General features: G+C 69.9%; 15 protein-coding genes. 9 read left to right on the top strand and 6 right to left on the bottom strand.

What is annotated here, in order from left to right:
* The first annotated feature begins 1 nt into the window (after position 1).
* The 8 genes from ACJ73U_RS20780 (at position 2) to ACJ73U_RS20815 (ending at position 8,089) form a co-directional block, all read left to right on the top strand.
* Entirely contained in the window at positions 2–1,216 is a 1,215-nt protein-coding gene (locus ACJ73U_RS20780) for an extracellular solute-binding protein (RefSeq protein ID WP_407779324.1), read from the top strand.
* Positions 1,213–2,265: an ABC transporter ATP-binding protein gene (locus tag ACJ73U_RS20785; RefSeq protein WP_407779325.1), complete on the top strand. Its 1,053-nt coding sequence runs from the start codon at positions 1,213–1,215 to the stop codon at positions 2,263–2,265. Before ACJ73U_RS20780 ends, ACJ73U_RS20785 begins: the two co-directional genes overlap by 4 nt.
* Entirely contained in the window at positions 2,262–3,173 is a 912-nt protein-coding gene (locus ACJ73U_RS20790; RefSeq protein WP_407779326.1) for an ABC transporter permease, read from the top strand. The genes ACJ73U_RS20785 and ACJ73U_RS20790 overlap by 4 nt, the downstream gene beginning before the upstream one ends.
* The gene (locus ACJ73U_RS20795; protein WP_407779327.1) at positions 3,170–3,991 is read left to right on the top strand and encodes an ABC transporter permease; all 822 of its coding nucleotides are present in this window, start codon (positions 3,170–3,172) and stop codon (positions 3,989–3,991) included. Before ACJ73U_RS20790 ends, ACJ73U_RS20795 begins: the two co-directional genes overlap by 4 nt.
* Positions 3,988–4,761 (top strand): NAD-dependent epimerase/dehydratase family protein, encoded by a 774-nt coding sequence (locus ACJ73U_RS20800; protein ID WP_407779328.1) that lies wholly within the window; start codon positions 3,988–3,990, stop codon positions 4,759–4,761. The genes ACJ73U_RS20795 and ACJ73U_RS20800 overlap by 4 nt, the downstream gene beginning before the upstream one ends.
* The gene (locus ACJ73U_RS20805; RefSeq protein ID WP_407779329.1) at positions 4,761–5,840 is read left to right on the top strand and encodes a hypothetical protein; all 1,080 of its coding nucleotides are present in this window, start codon (positions 4,761–4,763) and stop codon (positions 5,838–5,840) included. The genes ACJ73U_RS20800 and ACJ73U_RS20805 overlap by 1 nt, the downstream gene beginning before the upstream one ends.
* Before the next feature lie 117 nt (positions 5,841–5,957).
* Positions 5,958–7,649 (top strand): formate--tetrahydrofolate ligase, encoded by a 1,692-nt coding sequence (locus ACJ73U_RS20810; RefSeq protein WP_407779330.1) that lies wholly within the window; start codon positions 5,958–5,960, stop codon positions 7,647–7,649.
* A gap of 11 nt (positions 7,650–7,660) precedes the next feature.
* Positions 7,661–8,089 carry a cyclodeaminase/cyclohydrolase family protein gene (locus tag ACJ73U_RS20815; protein ID WP_407779331.1) on the top strand — a complete coding sequence of 143 codons (429 nt, stop codon included), beginning with the start codon at positions 7,661–7,663 and terminating at the stop codon, positions 8,087–8,089.
* A gap of 149 nt (positions 8,090–8,238) precedes the next feature.
* On the opposite strand, the gene ACJ73U_RS20820 is transcribed toward ACJ73U_RS20815, so the two are convergent.
* From ACJ73U_RS20820 to ACJ73U_RS20845, 6 genes are all read right to left on the bottom strand, one after another.
* Positions 8,239–8,460 carry a formate dehydrogenase subunit delta gene (locus ACJ73U_RS20820; protein ID WP_407779332.1) on the bottom strand — a complete coding sequence of 74 codons (222 nt, stop codon included), beginning with the start codon at positions 8,458–8,460 and terminating at the stop codon, positions 8,239–8,241.
* Positions 8,457–11,267 (bottom strand): formate dehydrogenase subunit alpha, encoded by a 2,811-nt coding sequence (fdhF, locus tag ACJ73U_RS20825; RefSeq protein WP_407779333.1) that lies wholly within the window; start codon positions 11,265–11,267, stop codon positions 8,457–8,459. The genes ACJ73U_RS20820 and fdhF overlap by 4 nt, the downstream gene beginning before the upstream one ends.
* On the bottom strand, positions 11,264–12,841 hold the full coding sequence (locus ACJ73U_RS20830) for a formate dehydrogenase beta subunit (RefSeq protein ID WP_407779334.1): 1,578 nt from the start codon (positions 12,839–12,841) through the stop codon (positions 11,264–11,266). The genes fdhF and ACJ73U_RS20830 overlap by 4 nt, the downstream gene beginning before the upstream one ends.
* Positions 12,842–12,878: 37 nt before the next feature.
* Complete coding sequence (locus ACJ73U_RS20835) at positions 12,879–13,358, bottom strand: NAD(P)H-dependent oxidoreductase subunit E (RefSeq protein ID WP_407779335.1); 480 nt, start codon at positions 13,356–13,358, stop codon at positions 12,879–12,881.
* 188 nt (positions 13,359–13,546) lie between these two features.
* Positions 13,547–14,632 carry a galactose-1-phosphate uridylyltransferase gene (gene galT, locus ACJ73U_RS20840; protein WP_407779336.1) on the bottom strand — a complete coding sequence of 362 codons (1,086 nt, stop codon included), beginning with the start codon at positions 14,630–14,632 and terminating at the stop codon, positions 13,547–13,549.
* Positions 14,629–15,414, bottom strand: coding sequence for a DeoR/GlpR family DNA-binding transcription regulator (locus tag ACJ73U_RS20845; RefSeq protein ID WP_407779337.1), 786 nt, complete (start codon positions 15,412–15,414; stop codon positions 14,629–14,631). The genes galT and ACJ73U_RS20845 overlap by 4 nt, the downstream gene beginning before the upstream one ends.
* A gap of 405 nt (positions 15,415–15,819) precedes the next feature.
* On the opposite strand from ACJ73U_RS20845, the gene ACJ73U_RS20850 reads away from it, so the two are divergent.
* The coding region (locus tag ACJ73U_RS20850; protein ID WP_407779338.1) for an ABC transporter substrate-binding protein at positions 15,820–16,428 on the top strand (609 nt) is incomplete at its 3' end.

The raw sequence follows: 16,428 nt of genomic DNA on the forward strand, positions 1-16,428 counted from the left end.
CATGCGCAGGACAACGAGGGCGGCCTTCGGGTTAGCGCTGGTGCTGGTGGCCACGCTGGCGTGCGGTGCGCCGGAGACGGCCCAGAAGGCACCGGCGACGGTGGCGACGAGCAACGTGCCGAAGAAACCGTCGCAGCCGGTCGAGCTGAACATCCTCGACGTGGCCGGCAACCTGCAGCTCACGCAGGGCATGATCGACGAGTTCGTCGCCAAGAACCCGGACATCGTCAGCAAGGTCAACTACACCAAGGCGACCGCGCCCGAGATGCCGGGCAAGCTGCAGGCCGAGCAGCAGGGTGGCCAGTCGCAGACCCACCTCGTGCTCACCGGCACCGACGGCCTGTCCGCGGTGATCCAGGAGAAGCTGGTGCTGAAGCTGTTGCCGGACTTCTCCTCCCGCTTCCCGAAGCTGGCGGAGAACTACCTCCCGGCGGCGGGGAAGATGCAGGAGCTGGCGCAGGACCAGGGCATCGAGGTCACCTTCTACCCGTCCGGGCCGTTGATCGAGTACGACCCGAACGTGGTCAAGGACCCGCCGAAGACCACCGACGACCTGCTGAAGTGGGCGAAGGCGCACCCCGGGAAGTTCCAGTACGCCGTGCCGGCCAACTCCGGTCCCGGCCGCACGTTCCTCATGGGGCTGCCGTACCTGTTGAAGGACAAGGATCCCAAGGACCCGGAGAACGGCTGGGACAAGACCTGGGCCTACCTCAAGGAGCTGGGCCAGTACGTCGACTACTACCCGACCGGCACCACCGCGACGATGACGAACCTGGCCAACGGCACGGCCAACATGATCGCCTCGACCACCGGGTGGGACATCAACCCGCGCGTGCTCGGCACGGTGCCGGCGGGGATGAAGATCACCACGCTCAAGGGTTTCCACTGGGTCACCGACGCGCACTACGCCGTGATCCCACGCGGCGTCTCCGAGGACGTGCTGTCGGCCGACCTCGCACTCATCCAGTGGATGCTCAGGCCGCAGCAGCAGGCGAAGGCCTACGACAAGGGCTACTTCTACCCGGGCCCGGCGGTCAAGGGCGTGACCCTGGACATGGCACCGCAGGCGTCCCAGGACGCGATCGAGCAGTTCGGCCGCAAGGAGTACGACAACCTGATCAAGAACAACCCGCAGGAGACGTCGCTGCCGGCGGAGCAGCAGGTGGCCGCGTTCCAGAAGTGGGACCGCGAGATCGGCAGCGGGAAGACAAAGTGAGCTTTGCCGAACTACACATAGACAAGGTCCGCAGGGCGTTCGGCGACCACGTCGCCCTGCGAGACCTGGACCTGACCATCAAGGGCGGTGAGTTCGTCGCCCTGCTCGGCCCGTCCGGGTGCGGCAAGTCGACCGCGCTGAACTGCCTGGCCGGTCTGCTCCCGCTGACCGGCGGGCAGATCCTGATGGACGGCAGGCGGATCGACATGCTCCCGCCCGAACGGCGCGGCTTCGGCATGGTGTTCCAGAACTACGCGTTGTTCCCGCACATGTCCGTGCGCCGCAACGTCGCGTTCGGGCTGTCCATGCGCAAGGTCGCCCGCGCGGAACGGGAACGCCGCGTCGACGAGGCGCTGCGGCTGGTGCAGCTGACCGACCACGCGCGCAAGTTCCCCGCGCAGCTGTCCGGCGGGCAGCAGCAGCGGGTCGCGATCGCGCGGGCCATCGTCCTGGAGCCGCCGCTGGTGCTGATGGACGAGCCACTGTCCAATCTGGACGCCACGCTGCGCATCGAGATGCGGACCGAGATCCGTCGCCTGCACCAGTCGCTCGGGCTCACGACCGTGTACGTGACGCACGACCAGGAGGAGGCGCTCGCCCTCGCCGACCGGCTGGTGGTCCTGCGGGACGGGCTGGTGCAGCAGGTCGGTTCGCCGGAGGAGGTGTACGCGCACCCGGCGAACCGGTACGTGGCCGGCTTCATGGGCTACCGCAACCTGTTGTCGGTGAAGGTGTCCTCTTCGGACGACGGCACGGTCTCGGTCGCGGGAGAGGGGTTCACGCTGACCGGGGTGAACCGCGACGGCCTCCGCGAAGGGGAGGCCGTCGCGGCTTTCCGGCCCACCGACGTCCGGGTGGCGGGCGAGGAGGGCGAGAACACGCTGTGGGCGACCGTGGAGGTCGTCGAGTACCACGGCCGCGAGCAGGCGGTCGAGGCGCGGCTGGCGAACGGCGAGGCACTGCACGTGCGCACCGAGAGCCGGCTCGCGCCGGGCGACGAGGTGCTGTTCCGGGTGCCCCGCGAGCGGGTCCTGGTGTTCATGCCATGACCGCGACCCTCGACAAACCCGTCGCCGCACCCGAAAAGCCCAGCCTCCGGCACCGGCTGGCCGAGCGCGGGGTGGACCGCACGGTCGTGTTGCTGCTGCCCGCGCTGCTGTTCGTGGTCGTGCTGTTCGTGTACCCGGTCCTCTATGGACTCCAGCTGTCGTTCCAGCCCAAGGCCGGCGGCAGCCCGTTCGCGAACTACACGAGGTTCTTCTCCGACTCCTACCTGTTCGACACGATCTGGATCACACTGCGGCTCGCGGTCCCGGCCGCGCTGATCAACGTGTTCGCGTCGATCCCGATCGCCTACCGGATGCGCCGGCCGATGCGGGGCAAGCGGCTGCTCACCACCGCGTTCGTCCTCCCGATCACCCTCGGCACGGTCCTCACGGCCGAGGGCCTGATCCGCTACCTCGACCCGACCGGCTGGTTCAGCAAGGTCCTCGGGCTGTTCGGCGTGGACGAACCGGTTCGGCTGGTGCACAACTACACCGGCGTGCTCCTGTCGCTGGTCATCAGCGGGTTCCCGTTCGCGTTCCTGCTGACGCTGTCGTACCTGTCCGGCATCGACCCGACGCTGGAGCAGGCGGCGGCCACGATGGGCGCGGACTGGCGCAAGCGCTTCCGCCACATCACGCTGCCGCTGCTGGCACCGGGCCTCGCGATCACGTTCTGCCTGACGTTCGTGCTCGCGTTCTCCGTGTTCCCGTCGGCGTACCTGGTCGGCCTGCCGCAGGGGGAGACACGGGTGATGTCGATCGCCGCGTACGAGGCGGCCTTCCGCGACTTCGACTACCCGCTGGGCTCGGCCATCGCGATGATCATGGCGGTGGTCATGCTCGTGGTGATCGGGCTGGTGCTGGCATGGCGGTCCACTCTGTACCGCGGCGCGACGGGAGGCAAGGGATGAAGCTGTCCATCGGCGCGTGGCTGACGTGGGCCGCGGTGGCGTTCTTCCTGGTCAACGTGTTCGCGCTGGTCATCTCGGTGGTCGTGAACTCCTTCTCCACGCAGTGGTTCGGCACCTGGTGGCCGGCCGGGCTGACCACCTCGTGGTACTCCACGGCGTGGCACGAGATGAACCTGCTGGACGTGCTGCTGGTGACGTTGCAGGTGTCGGTCGTGGTCGTGGTGCTGTCGGTGGTGCTCGGCGTGCCGGCCGCCTACGCGCTGGCGCGGCGGAGCTTCCCCGGCAAGCAGCTGGTGAACGTGCTGTTCCTGCTGCCGATCCTGATGCCGCCCATGACCTACGGCATCCCGCTCGCGACCGTGCTGTACAAGTTCGGGCTGGCGGGCAGCATGACCGGCGTCGTGCTCGCGAACCTGGTGCCGTCGGTGCCGTTCGTGATCCTGACGATGACCCCGTTCATCGAGCAGATCGACCCCAAGATCGAGGCGGCGGCCCGCATGTGCGGCGCGAGGACGTCCGCGGTGTTCGGCCGGGTGCTTGCGCCCCTGCTGGTGCCCGGCATCCTCGCCGCGGCGATCCTGGTGCTGGTGCGCACGGTCGGCATGTTCGAGCTGACCTTCCTCACCGCGGGCCCGACCAGCCAGACGCTGGTGGTGTCGCTGTACGAGGCGATGTTCTCGGCCGGCATCCGCGCGCAGCAGTCGGTCGACGCGATGGCAGTGATCTACACGGGCTCCATGGCAGTCCTCCTGGTGGTCGCGCTACGGTTCGTCAACCCGACCCAGCTGGTGACCAGGTTGAAGGAGCCCGTGACTTGACAGAGCGTGTGTTGATCACCGGCGCGGCCGGGGGCATGGGCACACTGTTGCGCCCCCGGCTCGGCCGTCCCGACCGGGTGCTCCGGCTGCTGGACGTCGCACCCCTGCCGCCCGGCGACGACGCGGAGACCATCGAGGCCTCGGTCACGGACGCGGACGCCATGGCGGCGGCCTGCCGGGACGTGGACGTGGTGATCCACCTCGGCGGGCACAGCCGCGAGGCGCCGTGGGCGGACATCCTGTCGGTGAACGTCGACGGCACGCACACCGTGCTGGAGGCGGCCCGGCACGCCGGAGTGCGGCTGGTGATCTTCGCGAGCAGCAACCACGCGGTGGGCTTCCACCCCGCCACGTCCGCGCCGGACGACCTGTTCCCGCGCCCGGACACGTACTACGGCGTGAGCAAGGTCGTCGGTGAGGCGCTCGGCAGCATGTACCACGACCGGTACGGTCTCAACGTGCTGTGTGTCCGGATAGGAACGTGCATCGAGCGCCCCGTGACCGAGCGGCACCTGGGCACGTGGCTGTCCCCGGACGACTGCGCGCGCCTGTTCGAGGCGGCGATCGCGTTGCCCTCGCTGGGTTTCCGCGTCGTCTGGGGCGCGTCGGCGAACACACGCGGCGTGTACTCGCTGAACGCCGCCCGCGCGCTGGGCTACGAACCACGGGACGACGCGGAGTCCTACGCCGCCGACGTCACCCCGGCGTCCGAACTGGACCTGAGGTACATCGGGGGCCAGGACTTCTGCGGCCCGGAAGCGGACCACTGATGCGGCTCACGGGGCACGCATACCCGTGGGACGTGCTGGGGGACCCGGGTTTCGTCGCGCGGACGACCGGGTTGACCACGGTCGCGCTGGCGTCCGCGTACCACTCGGTCCGCGCCGCGACCCCTCTCCACCCGTCGCACCAGCTGGTCGAGGCGCGGTACGCGGCGCTGTACCGTCCGGTGCGGGAGTCGGTGTGGCGCGGCCGCCGGCTCCGCCCGCTGCGACCCGCCTGGATGTCCACCTCGGACTCCTGGGGCGAGGCGGCCGCGGTGCTGCGCGCGGCCGGGCTCCGGGTGTCGGCGTGGGTGGTGCTGACGCACAACAGCCGCCTGGGCAACGAGTTCCCGGACGTGGCGGTGGTGAACTGCTTCGGCGACCGGTACCCGTACGCGTTGTGCCCGTCCCGACCGGAGGTCCGCGAGTACGCCGCGACGCTGGCTCTCGAGGCCGCCGCCGACGCGGACGAGGTGTCGCTGGAGGCGTGCGGGCAGTTGGGCCTGACCCACCAGTCGCACCACGAGAAGACGGACGGTGCCTGGACTGTTCCCGCCCAGCGTTGGCTGTCGGTGTGCTGTTGCGACGCCTGCCAGCGGGGCTGGTCGAGCCGGGGCCTGGACCCGACGTGGGTCCTGTCCACCCTGCGAGAGGCGGTCCGCACGTCCGGCGACGTCCCGTTCGCGGCGGACCTGCTGGCCGTCCGCCACGCGGCCACGGACCTGCTCCGTGCGGAGGTCCTGGCGAACCTGTCGGTCCCGGTGACGCTGCACGCGCACCCGGACCCGTGGGTGACGGGCGCGTCCCCGGGCCTGACCCCGACCGCGGGCGCGGACGTGGCCGCCCTGATAGTGCCAGCCTGGCCGACGAACAGCGCCCCCGTGGTGGAGGCGGCGGTGGTCTCGGGCCGGCCGGTCGACGCGTATGTCACGGTCCTGGCCACGGACGAGGGCCTGCCCGACCACGCCCGCCGCGTGGTCTCCGCGGGCGCGACGGGCCTGGCGTTCTACCACCTGGGCCTGGCTCCCGCGTGGCGCCAACCACTGATCACGGAGATGATCCGCGCTGTGGCCCAGCCGGGCTGACGGGCCGGGTGTCACCACTGTGTCCAGCGCCCGTTCTGTCCCCTTTGGGCCACTTCTGCTTCCGACCGCGCGCGCTGGTTGACTGGACACCGACACCGGCGACCCCGAGGAGCGCACATGGCCTTCCCGTCCGATCTGGAGATCGCGCGTGGCGCGAAGCTCAAGCCCATCGACGAGATCGCGGGTGACATGGGGTTGCCGGCCCACCTGCTCGAACCCTACGGGCGCGACGTGATGAAGATCGGGCTCGGCGCCGTCGAGGAGCTGGCCGACGCGCCTCGGGCGAAGTATGTCCTGGTCAGTGCCATCACGCCGACGCCGCTCGGCGAGGGCAAGACCACGACCACCGTCGGGCTCGGGCAGGGGTTCAAGCATCTCGGCAGGCGGGCGACCGTCGCGATCCGGCAGCCGTCCATGGGGCCCACGCTCGGCATCAAGGGCGGCGCGGCCGGCGGCGGGTACAGCCAGGTCGTGCCGATGGAGCTGCTCAACCTGCACCTCACCGGCGACATGCACGCCGTCACCGCGGCGCACAACCTGCTCGCCGCCATGGTCGACAACCACCTCCACCAGGGCAACGCGCTCGGCCTCGACGACATCACCTGGCGCCGGGTGCTCGACATGAACGACCGCGCCCTGCGCAACATCGTCATCGGGCTCGGGGGCAGGGCCGACGGGGTCACGCGGCAGACCGGGTTCGACATCACCGCCGCCTCCGAGGTCATGGCCGCGCTCGCGCTGACGACCGGGCTCGACGACCTCCGCCAGCGGTTGGGGCGGGTCGTCGTCGGTTACACCAGGGCCGGCGAGCCCGTCACCGCCGAGCAGCTCCGGACCGCCGGTGCGATGACCGTGCTGCTGCGCGAGGCGATCAAGCCGAACCTCATGCAGACGCTGGAGAACACGCCCGTACTGGTCCACTGCGGACCCTTCGGCAACATCGCGACCGGCAACTCCTCGGTCGTCGCGGACCTCATCGGGCTGCGCACCGGCGACTACCTCATCACCGAGGCCGGCTTCGGCGCGGACATGGGTGCCGAGCGGTTCTTCAACATCAAGTGCCGGGTGTCCGGCCAGGCCCCGGACGCGGCGGTGCTGGTCGCGACCGTGCGGGCGCTCAAGGCCCACTCCGGCAAGTTCCGGATCGTCGCCGGTAAGCCGCTGCCGGCGGACCTGCTGGCGGAGAACCCGGACGACGTGCACGCCGGCGCCGCCAACCTGCGCAAGCAGATCGAGAACATCCGCATGCACGGCGTGTCCCCGGTGGTCGCGATCAACGCGTTCCCCGGCGACTTCGCCTCGGAGCACGACGTGATCAGAGAGATCGCCGAGGAGATGGGTGCGCGGGTCGCGGTCAGCACGCACTTCGCCGACGGCGGGGCCGGCGCGACCGAGCTGGCGGAGGCCGTCGCCGAGGCCGCCGAGGAGAAGAGCGAGTTCCAGCTGCTGTACCCGTCCTCGGCCCCGCTGCGCGAGAAGATCGAGACGATCGCGACCCGGGTGTACGGCGCGGCGGGCGTGTCCTACTCGGCGGCGGCCGACCGGGCTCTGGACCGGTTCGAGCGCAACGGTTTCGGCGAGCTGCCGGTGTGCATGGCGAAGACCCACCTGTCGATCTCGTCCGATCCGGCGCTGCTCGGCGCGCCGACCGGCTGGACGCTGCCGGTGCGCGAGGTGCGCGCGTCGGTCGGCGCCGGTTTCGTGTACCCGATCTGCGGCGACATGCGCACGATGCCGGGCCTGGGCGCGTCCCCGGCCGCGACCCGCATCGACCTGGACGCCGACGGCCAGATCGTGGGTCTGTCCTGAGTGGAGGCGGCGTGAACGAGTTCCTGGCGGAGGTCGCGGCCCGCACCCCGGCCCCCGGTGGCGGCGCGGTCGCCGCGATGGCTGCGGCTTCGGCGGCGGCACTGGTCTCGATGGCCGCCCGCTTCAGCTCCTCGGACGAGGTGGCCGAGGCAGGTGACGAGCTCCGCTTCCGCCTGGTCCAGCTGGCCGCCGACGACGCGGAGGCCTACAAAGCGGTCCTCGCGACCCGCGGTGAGGCCCGCAAGGAGGCGCTGCGGCACGCCACCGAGGTCCCCCGCACGATCGCCTCGACCGCGGCGCAGGTCGCGCAACTGGCCCACGGCCTGGTGGAGAACGGCAACCGCCGCCTCCTCGGTGACGCCCGGGTGGCCGAACTGCTGGCGGAGGCGGCCAGCAGGGCCGCCGCCGTCCTGGTGGAGATCAACACCGGGGAGGCGTGACCTCAGCGGAGGTCGGCGGCGTGGTCGGTCGTCAATCCGCGAAGGCGCGGCCTCGACGACCGTGGAGACCTCGGCGGGCACGCCGCGCACGACCTCCACCTCCGGCGGGAAGTCGGCCACTGGACCAGTCGGTCCGGCGGCGCGAGGTGTCAGGCCGGTTGACGGAGCTGCTCCGCCGCCGCCGCGGCGAGGGGGTCGAGGTCCTCGCCGCCCGCGTCCTTGTACGCCAGCAGCGAGCGCAACATCCGGGGCTCCCAGAAGTCACGCATGTGCTTGGCCACGCGGGAAGCGCCCTCGGCAGGGGGGAGGTGGGCGAACTGGACCGCGATCTCGTTCGCCAACCGCACCTGTGGTGGGAGTGCGTCGCTCATGAACCTGCCACCGGGACCGCCACCTGTTCCTCCGCTGCCGTGAGGCCGGACATCCGCAGGCCGACCTGTACCGCCGTCACCTTGTACTCCGGGCAGTTCGTCGCCCAGTCCGAGTGTTCCGTGGTCACCACGTTCGCGCCGGTCACCGGGTGGTGGAACGTCGTGTAGACCACGCCGACGGGCATCCGGTCCGAGATGCGGGCGTGCAGCGACGTCTGGCCGACGCGGGACGCCAGCGTCACCCGGTCGCCGTCGTTGATGCCGCGGACCTCCGCGTCGTGCGGGTGGATCTCCAGGGTGTCCTCCGGGTGCCACGCCACGTTCGCCGTGCGCCGGGTCTGTGCGCCCACGTTGTACTGCGACAGGATCCGGCCCGTCGTCAGGATCAGCGGGTACTTGCGGGTGCTGCGTTCCTTCGTCGGCACGTAGTTCGTCGGCATGAACCGGCCCTTGCCGCGCACGAACGTCTCCCTGTGCATGATCGGCGTGCCCATCGGGGCATCGGGGTTGCACGGCCACTGCACGCTGCCGACCCGGTCGAGCAACTCGAACGACACGCCGGAGAACGTCGGCGTCGTCAGCGCGATCTCGTCCATGATCTGGCTGGTGTCGTCGTAGTGCATGGGATAACCCATCGCCTGCGCGATCTCGCAGACGATCTCCCACTCGTGCTTGCCGGTCTTCGGCTTCATCACCGGGCGCACCCGGTTGATCCGGCGCTCGGCGTTGATGAACGTGCCGTCCTTCTCCAGGAACGACGTGCCGGGCAGGAACACGTGCGCGAACCTGGCCGTCTCGTTGATGAACAGGTCCTGCACGACCAGCAGTTCCAGCGACTCCAACGCCCTGGTGACGTGCTGGGTGTTCGGGTCGGACTGCGCGATGTCCTCGCCCTGCACGAAGAGCGCGCGGAAGGTGCCGTCGATCGCCGAGTCGAACATGTTGGGGATCCGCAGGCCCGGCTCGGGCAGGATCGGCGTGCCCCACAGCTTCTCGTAGATCTCGCGCACGTTGTCGTCGGACACGTGGCGGTAACCGGGCAGCTCGTGCGGGAACGAACCCATGTCACAGCTGCCCTGCACGTTGTTCTGACCCCGCAGCGGGTTCACGCCGACACCGTCGCGGCCGATGTTGCCGGTGGCCATGGCCAGGTTCGCCATGCCCATGACCATTGTGGAACCCTGGCTGTGCTCCGTGACACCCAAGCCGTAGTAGATCGCCGAGTTCGGGCCCGCCGCGTACAGCCGCGCGGCGGCACGCACGTCGGCGGCAGGCACGCCGGTGACCTCCTCGAGCGCCTCCGGGGAGTTCTCCGGCAGGGAGATGAACTCCGCCCACGGTTCGTAGTCCTCGCAGCGGGACGCCACGAACTCCTGGTTCACCAGGCCTTCGGTGACGATCACGTGCGCGAACGCGTTGACCATCGCCACGTTCGTGCCCGGCCGTAGCGGAAGGTGGTACTCCGCCCTGATGTGCGGCGACTTCACCAGGCCGATCCGCCGGGGGTCCATGACGATCAGCTTCGCACCCTTGCGCAGGCGCTGCTTCATCCGCGAGGCGAACACCGGGTGCGCGTCGGTCGGGTTGGCGCCGATCACCACGATGACGTCCGCCTCGTCCACGGACTTGAAGTCCTGGGTGCCGGCGGAGGTGCCGAACGTCTGCTTGAGGCCGTAACCGGTGGGGGAGTGGCACACCCGCGCGCACGTGTCGACGTTGTTGTTGCCGAACGCGGCGCGCACCATCTTCTGCACCACGTACACCTCTTCGTCGGTGCAGCGGGACGAGGTGATGCCGCCGATCGCGCCGATGCCGTGGCGGGACTGGATGTCCCGCATCTTCGTGGCGACCGTCCCGATGGCCTCCTCCCAGGAGACCTCGCGCCACTCGTCGGTGATCTTCTCGCGCACCATCGGGTTCAGCCTGCGGTCCGGGTGCGTCGCGTAGCCGAACGCGAAGCGGCCCTTCACGCAGGAGTGGCCCTCGTTGGCGCCGCCGTCCTTGTACGGCACCATCCGGACCAGCTCGTCACCCTTCAGCTCGGCCTTGAACGAGCAGCCGACGCCGCAGTACGCGCAGGTCGTGATCACCGAACGGGTCGGCATGCCGAGGTCCACGACGGAGCGTTCCTCGAGCGTCGCCGTCGGGCACGCCTGGACGCAGGCACCGCACGACACGCACTCGGAGCTGAGGAAGTCCAGGCCACCGGCCGACACCTTCGAGTCGAAGCCGCGGCCCTCGATCGTCAGCGCGAACGTGCCCTGGATCTCGTCGCAGGCGCGGACGCAGCGCGAGCACACGATGCACTTGCTGGCGTCGAAGTCGAAGTACGGGTTCGACGAGTCCGTGGGCGCGTCGAGGTGGTTCTCGCCTTCCCCCACGCCGTAGCGGACCTCGCGCAGACCGACCACACCGGACATGTCCTGCAGCTCGCAGTCGCCGTTGGCGGCGCAGGTCAGGCAGTCCAGGGGGTGGTCGGAGATGTACAGCTCCATCACACCGCGGCGCAGCTTCTCGAGCCGCGGGGTCTGCGTGCGCACGGTCATGCCGGGCCGGACCGGCGTGGTGCACGACGCGGGCGTGCCCTTCACGCCGTCGATCTCCACCAGGCACAGGCGGCAGGAACCGAACGCCTCCAAGGAGTCCGTGGCGCACAGCTTCGGCACGTCCACGCCGGCGAGGGCGGCGGCACGCATGACCGACGTGCCCTCCGGCACCGCCACGTGCTGGCCGTCGATCTCGACCGCCACGGTCGCGGCACCCTTGCGCGCCGGCGTGCCGAGGTCGGGTTCTTTGAGCAGACTCATGACGGGGCTCCGAACGTGGGCATGGGCAGTGGGGTGCTTCGGGTGAAGTCACCGGGGAAGTGCCTGACGGCACTGCGGACGGGCATGGGGGTCAGCCCACCCATCGCGCACAGCGAGCCGTCGGTCATCAGCTCACACAGGTCGTCGAGCAGGACCAGGTTCGCCTCGACGTCCGTGCCCGCGATGATCCTGTCGATCGTCTCGCGGCCGCGGACCGCGCCGACGCGGCACGGCGTGCACTTGCCGCACGACTCCACGGCGCAGAACTCCATGGCGAAGCGGGCCATCCGGGCCATGTCGACGGTGTCGTCGAAGACCACGATGCCGCCGTGCCCGACCATCGCGCCGGCCGCCGCGAACTCCTCGTAGTCCATCCTGAGGTCGAACCCCTCGACGGGCAGGTACGCGCCGAGCGGGCCGCCGACCTGGACCGCGCGGACCGGACGACCCGTGCGGGTGCCGCCGCCGTAGCCGTTGACCAGCTCACCCAGCGTGACACCGAACGGCAGCTCGACGATGCCGCCGCGGGCGACGTTGCCGCCCAGCTGGAATACCTGCGTGCCGCGCGACCGGCCCACGCCGACCCCCTGGTACCGCTCGGCGCCGTCGGCCAGGATCATCGGCACCGACCCGAGCGTGAGCACGTTGTTGACCACGGTTGGGCGGCCGAACAGGCCTTCCAGCGCGGGAATCGGCGGCTTGGCGCGGACCATGCCGCGCTTGCCCTCGAGGCTCTCCAGCATGGAGGTCTCCTCGCCGCAGATGTACGCGCCGGCGCCGACCCGGACGTCCAGGTCGAACCTCAGGCCGCTGCCGAGGACGTTCTCGCCCAACCAGTTGTGGGCATAGGCGACTTCGATCGCGCGGCGGAGCGTGGCGACCGCGTCCGGGTACTCGGAACGGACGTAGACGTAGCCCTCGGTGGCACCGGACGCGTAGGCCGCGATCGTCATGCCCTCGATGAGCGTGAACGGGTCGCCCTCCATGAGCATGCGGTCGGCGAACGTGCCGGAGTCGCCCTCGTCCGCGTTGCAGCAGACGAACTTCACGTCCGCCCGCGCGCCGAGGACGGTCTTCCACTTGATGCCGGCGGGGAAGCCGGCGCCGCCGCGGCCACGCAGCCCGGAGTCGATGACCTCCTGGACGACCTCGTCGGGCGTCCTCGCGAGCGCGTTGCGCAGGCCGCGCAGGCCGCCGTGGGCCTCGTAGTCGCGGGCGGACAGCGGGTCGACGACGCCGACGCGGGCGAAGGTGACGCGCTTCTGGTCGCGCAGCCACTCGTGCTCGGCGATGAGGCCGAGGCTGTGGTCGGTGTCGGCGCCGTCGAGCAGGCCGTCGCGGACGAGGCCGTCGACCTCGTCCGGGGCGACCGGGCCGTAGGCGACGCGACCCTGCTCCGTCGCCACCTCCACCAGCGGTTCGAGCCACAGCAGCCCGCGCGAGCCGGTGCGCACCAGGTTGATCTCGCGACCGGCCGCGGCGGCCGAGGTCGCGATGGCGACCGCGACCTCGTCCGCGCCGACGGAGATGGCGGCGGAGTCGCGGGGAACGTAGACAGTGGTCACATCGCTCATACTGTATGCACCTGGTGCTCGAAGTCCATCCGCCTGCTCATGCCTTGTCGAGGAGTGCGTCGAACCGTTGCGGGGTCACGCGCCCGGCGATCCTGCCGTTGATCTCGACCGTGGGGCCGAGCGCGCAGTTGCCGAAGCAGAAGACCTGGTCAAGGGTGGTGTCCCGGTCCGGTGACGTGCCGCCGATGTCGGTGCGCAGCCGGTCCTTCGCGTGTGCGACGAGCTGCTCGGCGCCGGCGGCCTGGCACGCCTCCGCGCGGCAGATGCGCACGTGCGTGCCGGCGGCGGGGGACTTGCGGAAGTCGTGGTAGAAGCTGATCACGCCGTGGACATCCGCGCGCGACAGGTTCAGCTCGTCGGCGAGCAGGGGGACCACCGCCGGGTCGACGTAGCCGAAGGTGGCCTGGATGTCGTGCAGGATCGGCAGCAGCGCACCCCGGTCGTCACGGTGCGCGGCGACCGCCGTGCGCACGTGTTGTTCCAGGGGCGACCCGCCCGTCGTTGCGCCGGGTTTCATGTCCCGACTCTCTCAACCGTTCCCGCCCAGGTCAAAGCACTGGCACTTATCCACTGAGAGAAGTTGTTTATCACGAACCCGCGTGTCCAACGCCGCGGACGCGTGAGTTCAACGAACAACGACAGCCGGATTCGTCGAACTCACCGTTCCCGAGCGTTGGACACGCGGGGGTGGTACGGGAGGTCGGGTTACGAGCCGGCCGCGCGCAGGCGTTCCGCCACGTCCTCCGGCAGGACGTCCGTGATGAAGGCCCCCATGCCCGTCTCCGAGCCGGCCAGGTACTTCAGCTTGTCCGGGGACCGCTGGATGGACGACACCTGCAGGTGCAGGTAAGCGTGTTCCCGCAGCGGGTCCGCCACCGGGGCCTGGTGCCACGCCGCCACGTACGGCAGCGGCCTGCCGTACAGCGCGTCCAGGCGGCGCAGCACGTCCAGGTACAGCTCGGCGAAGTCGTCCCGCTCGGTGTCGGTCAGGGACGGGATGTCCAGTACGCGGCGGTTCGGGTACACGTGCACCTCGACCGGCCAGCGGGCGGCCGCCGGGACGAAGGCCGTCCAGTGGGTCGACGACACGACCACGCGCGCGCCCGACGACCGCTCGCCGGCGAGGACCTCGGCGAACAGGTTCTGGCCGGTGCGCTCGAAGAAGGTGCGGGCGTTGCCCAGCATCTGCCGGCTCCGCGGCGTCACGAACGGGTACGCGTAGATCTGTCCGTGCGGGTGCCCCAGGGTCACCCCGATCGCCTCGCCGCGGTTCTCGAACGGGAAGACCTGTGCCACGCCCGGCAGAGCGCCCAGCGCCGCCGTCCGGTCGGCCCACGCGTCCACCACCAGGCGGGCGTGTGCCGGCTTCAGCGTCGCGAACGCGGCGTCGTGGTCGCTCGTGAAGCAGACCACCTCGCAGCGGCCGATGCCCGGGCGGGACTCGACCAGCGGCGGCAACCCGTCGACGAAACCGCCCACCGCGTGCATCGACAGCGAGGGGAAGCGGTTCTCGAACACCGCCACGTCGTAGTCCGACGACGGGATCTCCGTGTGGCGGCCGTCCCGGGAAGGACACAGTGGACAGTCCGTCGTGGGCGGGTGGTACGTGCGGTTCTGCCGGTGCGAGGCCAGGATCACCCACTCGTCGAGCACCGGGTCGTGGCGCATCTGCGACGCGGTGGACACGGGGTCGAGCGTGCGGGGGTCGGAGAGCTCCCGCGCCGGCGACGAGTCGTAGTCGAAGTAGATGATCTCCCGGCCGTCGGCGAGGTGCGACGCTGTCCGCTTCACCGGCTCTCCTCCACCTTGACGAGTCGCACGTCGTCGACGTGCTCGGCGAGCGCCGCCCGGCCGTCCGACGGCAGGCCCTCGTCGGAGATCACCACGTCCGCGTCGTCCAGACGGGCGATTGTGGACAGTCCCACCATGCCCCATTTCGTGTGATCGGCCAGTACCACCAGGCGCCGGCCCGCCTTGACCAGCGCGCGGTCGGTGTCGGCCTCCAGCAGGTTCGGTGTCGTGTAGCCGGCCGTCTCGGCCATGCCGTGCACGCCGAGGAAGACGATGTCCAGGTGCAGCTGTGCCAACGCGGACACCGCGATCGGGCCGACCAGCGCGTCCGAGGGCGTGCGCACCCCACCGACGACGACCACGTTCTGGTTGGTGCGCGGGGAGGAGTGCAGCACGTCCGCGATGCGCATCGAGTTCGTCACGATCGTCAGGCCGTCGACCGCGCGCAGCGCGTGCGCGAGCGCCCAGGTCGTGGTGCCGGCGGACAGGCCGACCGCGGTGCCGGGGGAGACCAGCTCGACCGCCGCCTCCGCGATGGCCTCCTTCTCCGGTTGCTGGCGTAACGACTTGGCCTCGAAGCCGGGCTCCTCGGTGCTCGCGGAACGGGCACGGGTGGCGCCACCGTGCACCTTGTCGACCAGGCCCTGTTGTGCGAGTGCGTCCAGGTCCCGCCGGATCGTCATGTCGGAGACGCCGAGCATCTGCGCGAACTCGATGACGCGCACCGCACCCCGCCGGTGGATCTCCTCCACGATCCGGGCTTGCCTCTCCGCTGCCAGCATCGCCTCTCCCAACCGGTCGGGCACCCCCAAGTCGGAGCCAATCATAAAACGACTCATTCGAACAGCCCCACACGTCCGCATCGTGCACACCGCCTCTTGTGCCGCTCACCAGCCGCCTACCGGACCAATCTTCGCGGTCTCGCGAAGGACGCGCCTGTTGATCCGATGTTTCGTGGGGAATTTGCGACAACATGGTGGCACACAGCCGTTGCACAGCGGAAGTGGCGGTGAGAGATCAGATCAATACGAAGAGTGAGTCACGTGTCGACTCGATGACCTGGGTATGTCACGAAAGTACCACGGCCTCTTGACAGTGCTGCCCATCGACCGTCAGGGTTTCGATTCTGTCAGGTCTCGTTCACAAGTGTTGGTTTACTCGCCGTTCTCTAGAGGAGGCGCACAATGATGAGCCCTCGTTCCTTCGGCGCTGGCGGCGTCCCCGCCATCGGGCGGCGCACCTTGTTGAAGGGGATGGTGGGCGCCGGCGCGCTGGCCGGCCTCGCCGCCTGTGGCAGCGGCGGCTCCGGTGGCGGCGGTGGTGACCAGGTCACCCTCGGCTCCAACTGGTCGGACGCGGTGCCCAAGAAGGCCATCGCCGAGGTGATGAGCGGCTCCGGTTCGAAGGTCAAGATCAACACGGTCGACCACAACTCGTTCCAGGAGAACATCAACAGCTACCTGCAGGGTGGCCCGGACGACGTCTTCGGCTGGTTCGCCGGCTACCGCATGCAGTTCTTCGCCGAGCAGGGCCTCGTCGGCGACATCAGCGACGTCTGGAAGACCATCGGCAGCGGCTTCTCCGACGCGCTCAAGCAGCAGTCCACCGGCAAGGACGGCAAGCAGTACTTCGTGCCGCTGTACTACTACCCGTGGGCGATCTTCTACCGGAAGAGCGTGTGGCAGGAGAAGGGCTACACCGAGCCGAAGACGCTCGACGAGCTCAAGACGCTGTCCACGAAGATGCAGGCCGACGGCCTCGTCCCGATCGCGTTCGGCGACTCCGACGGCTGGCCG

This window comes from Actinophytocola sp., from assembly GCF_045807065.1.
GTDB lineage: Bacteria > Actinomycetota > Actinomycetes > Mycobacteriales > Pseudonocardiaceae > Actinophytocola.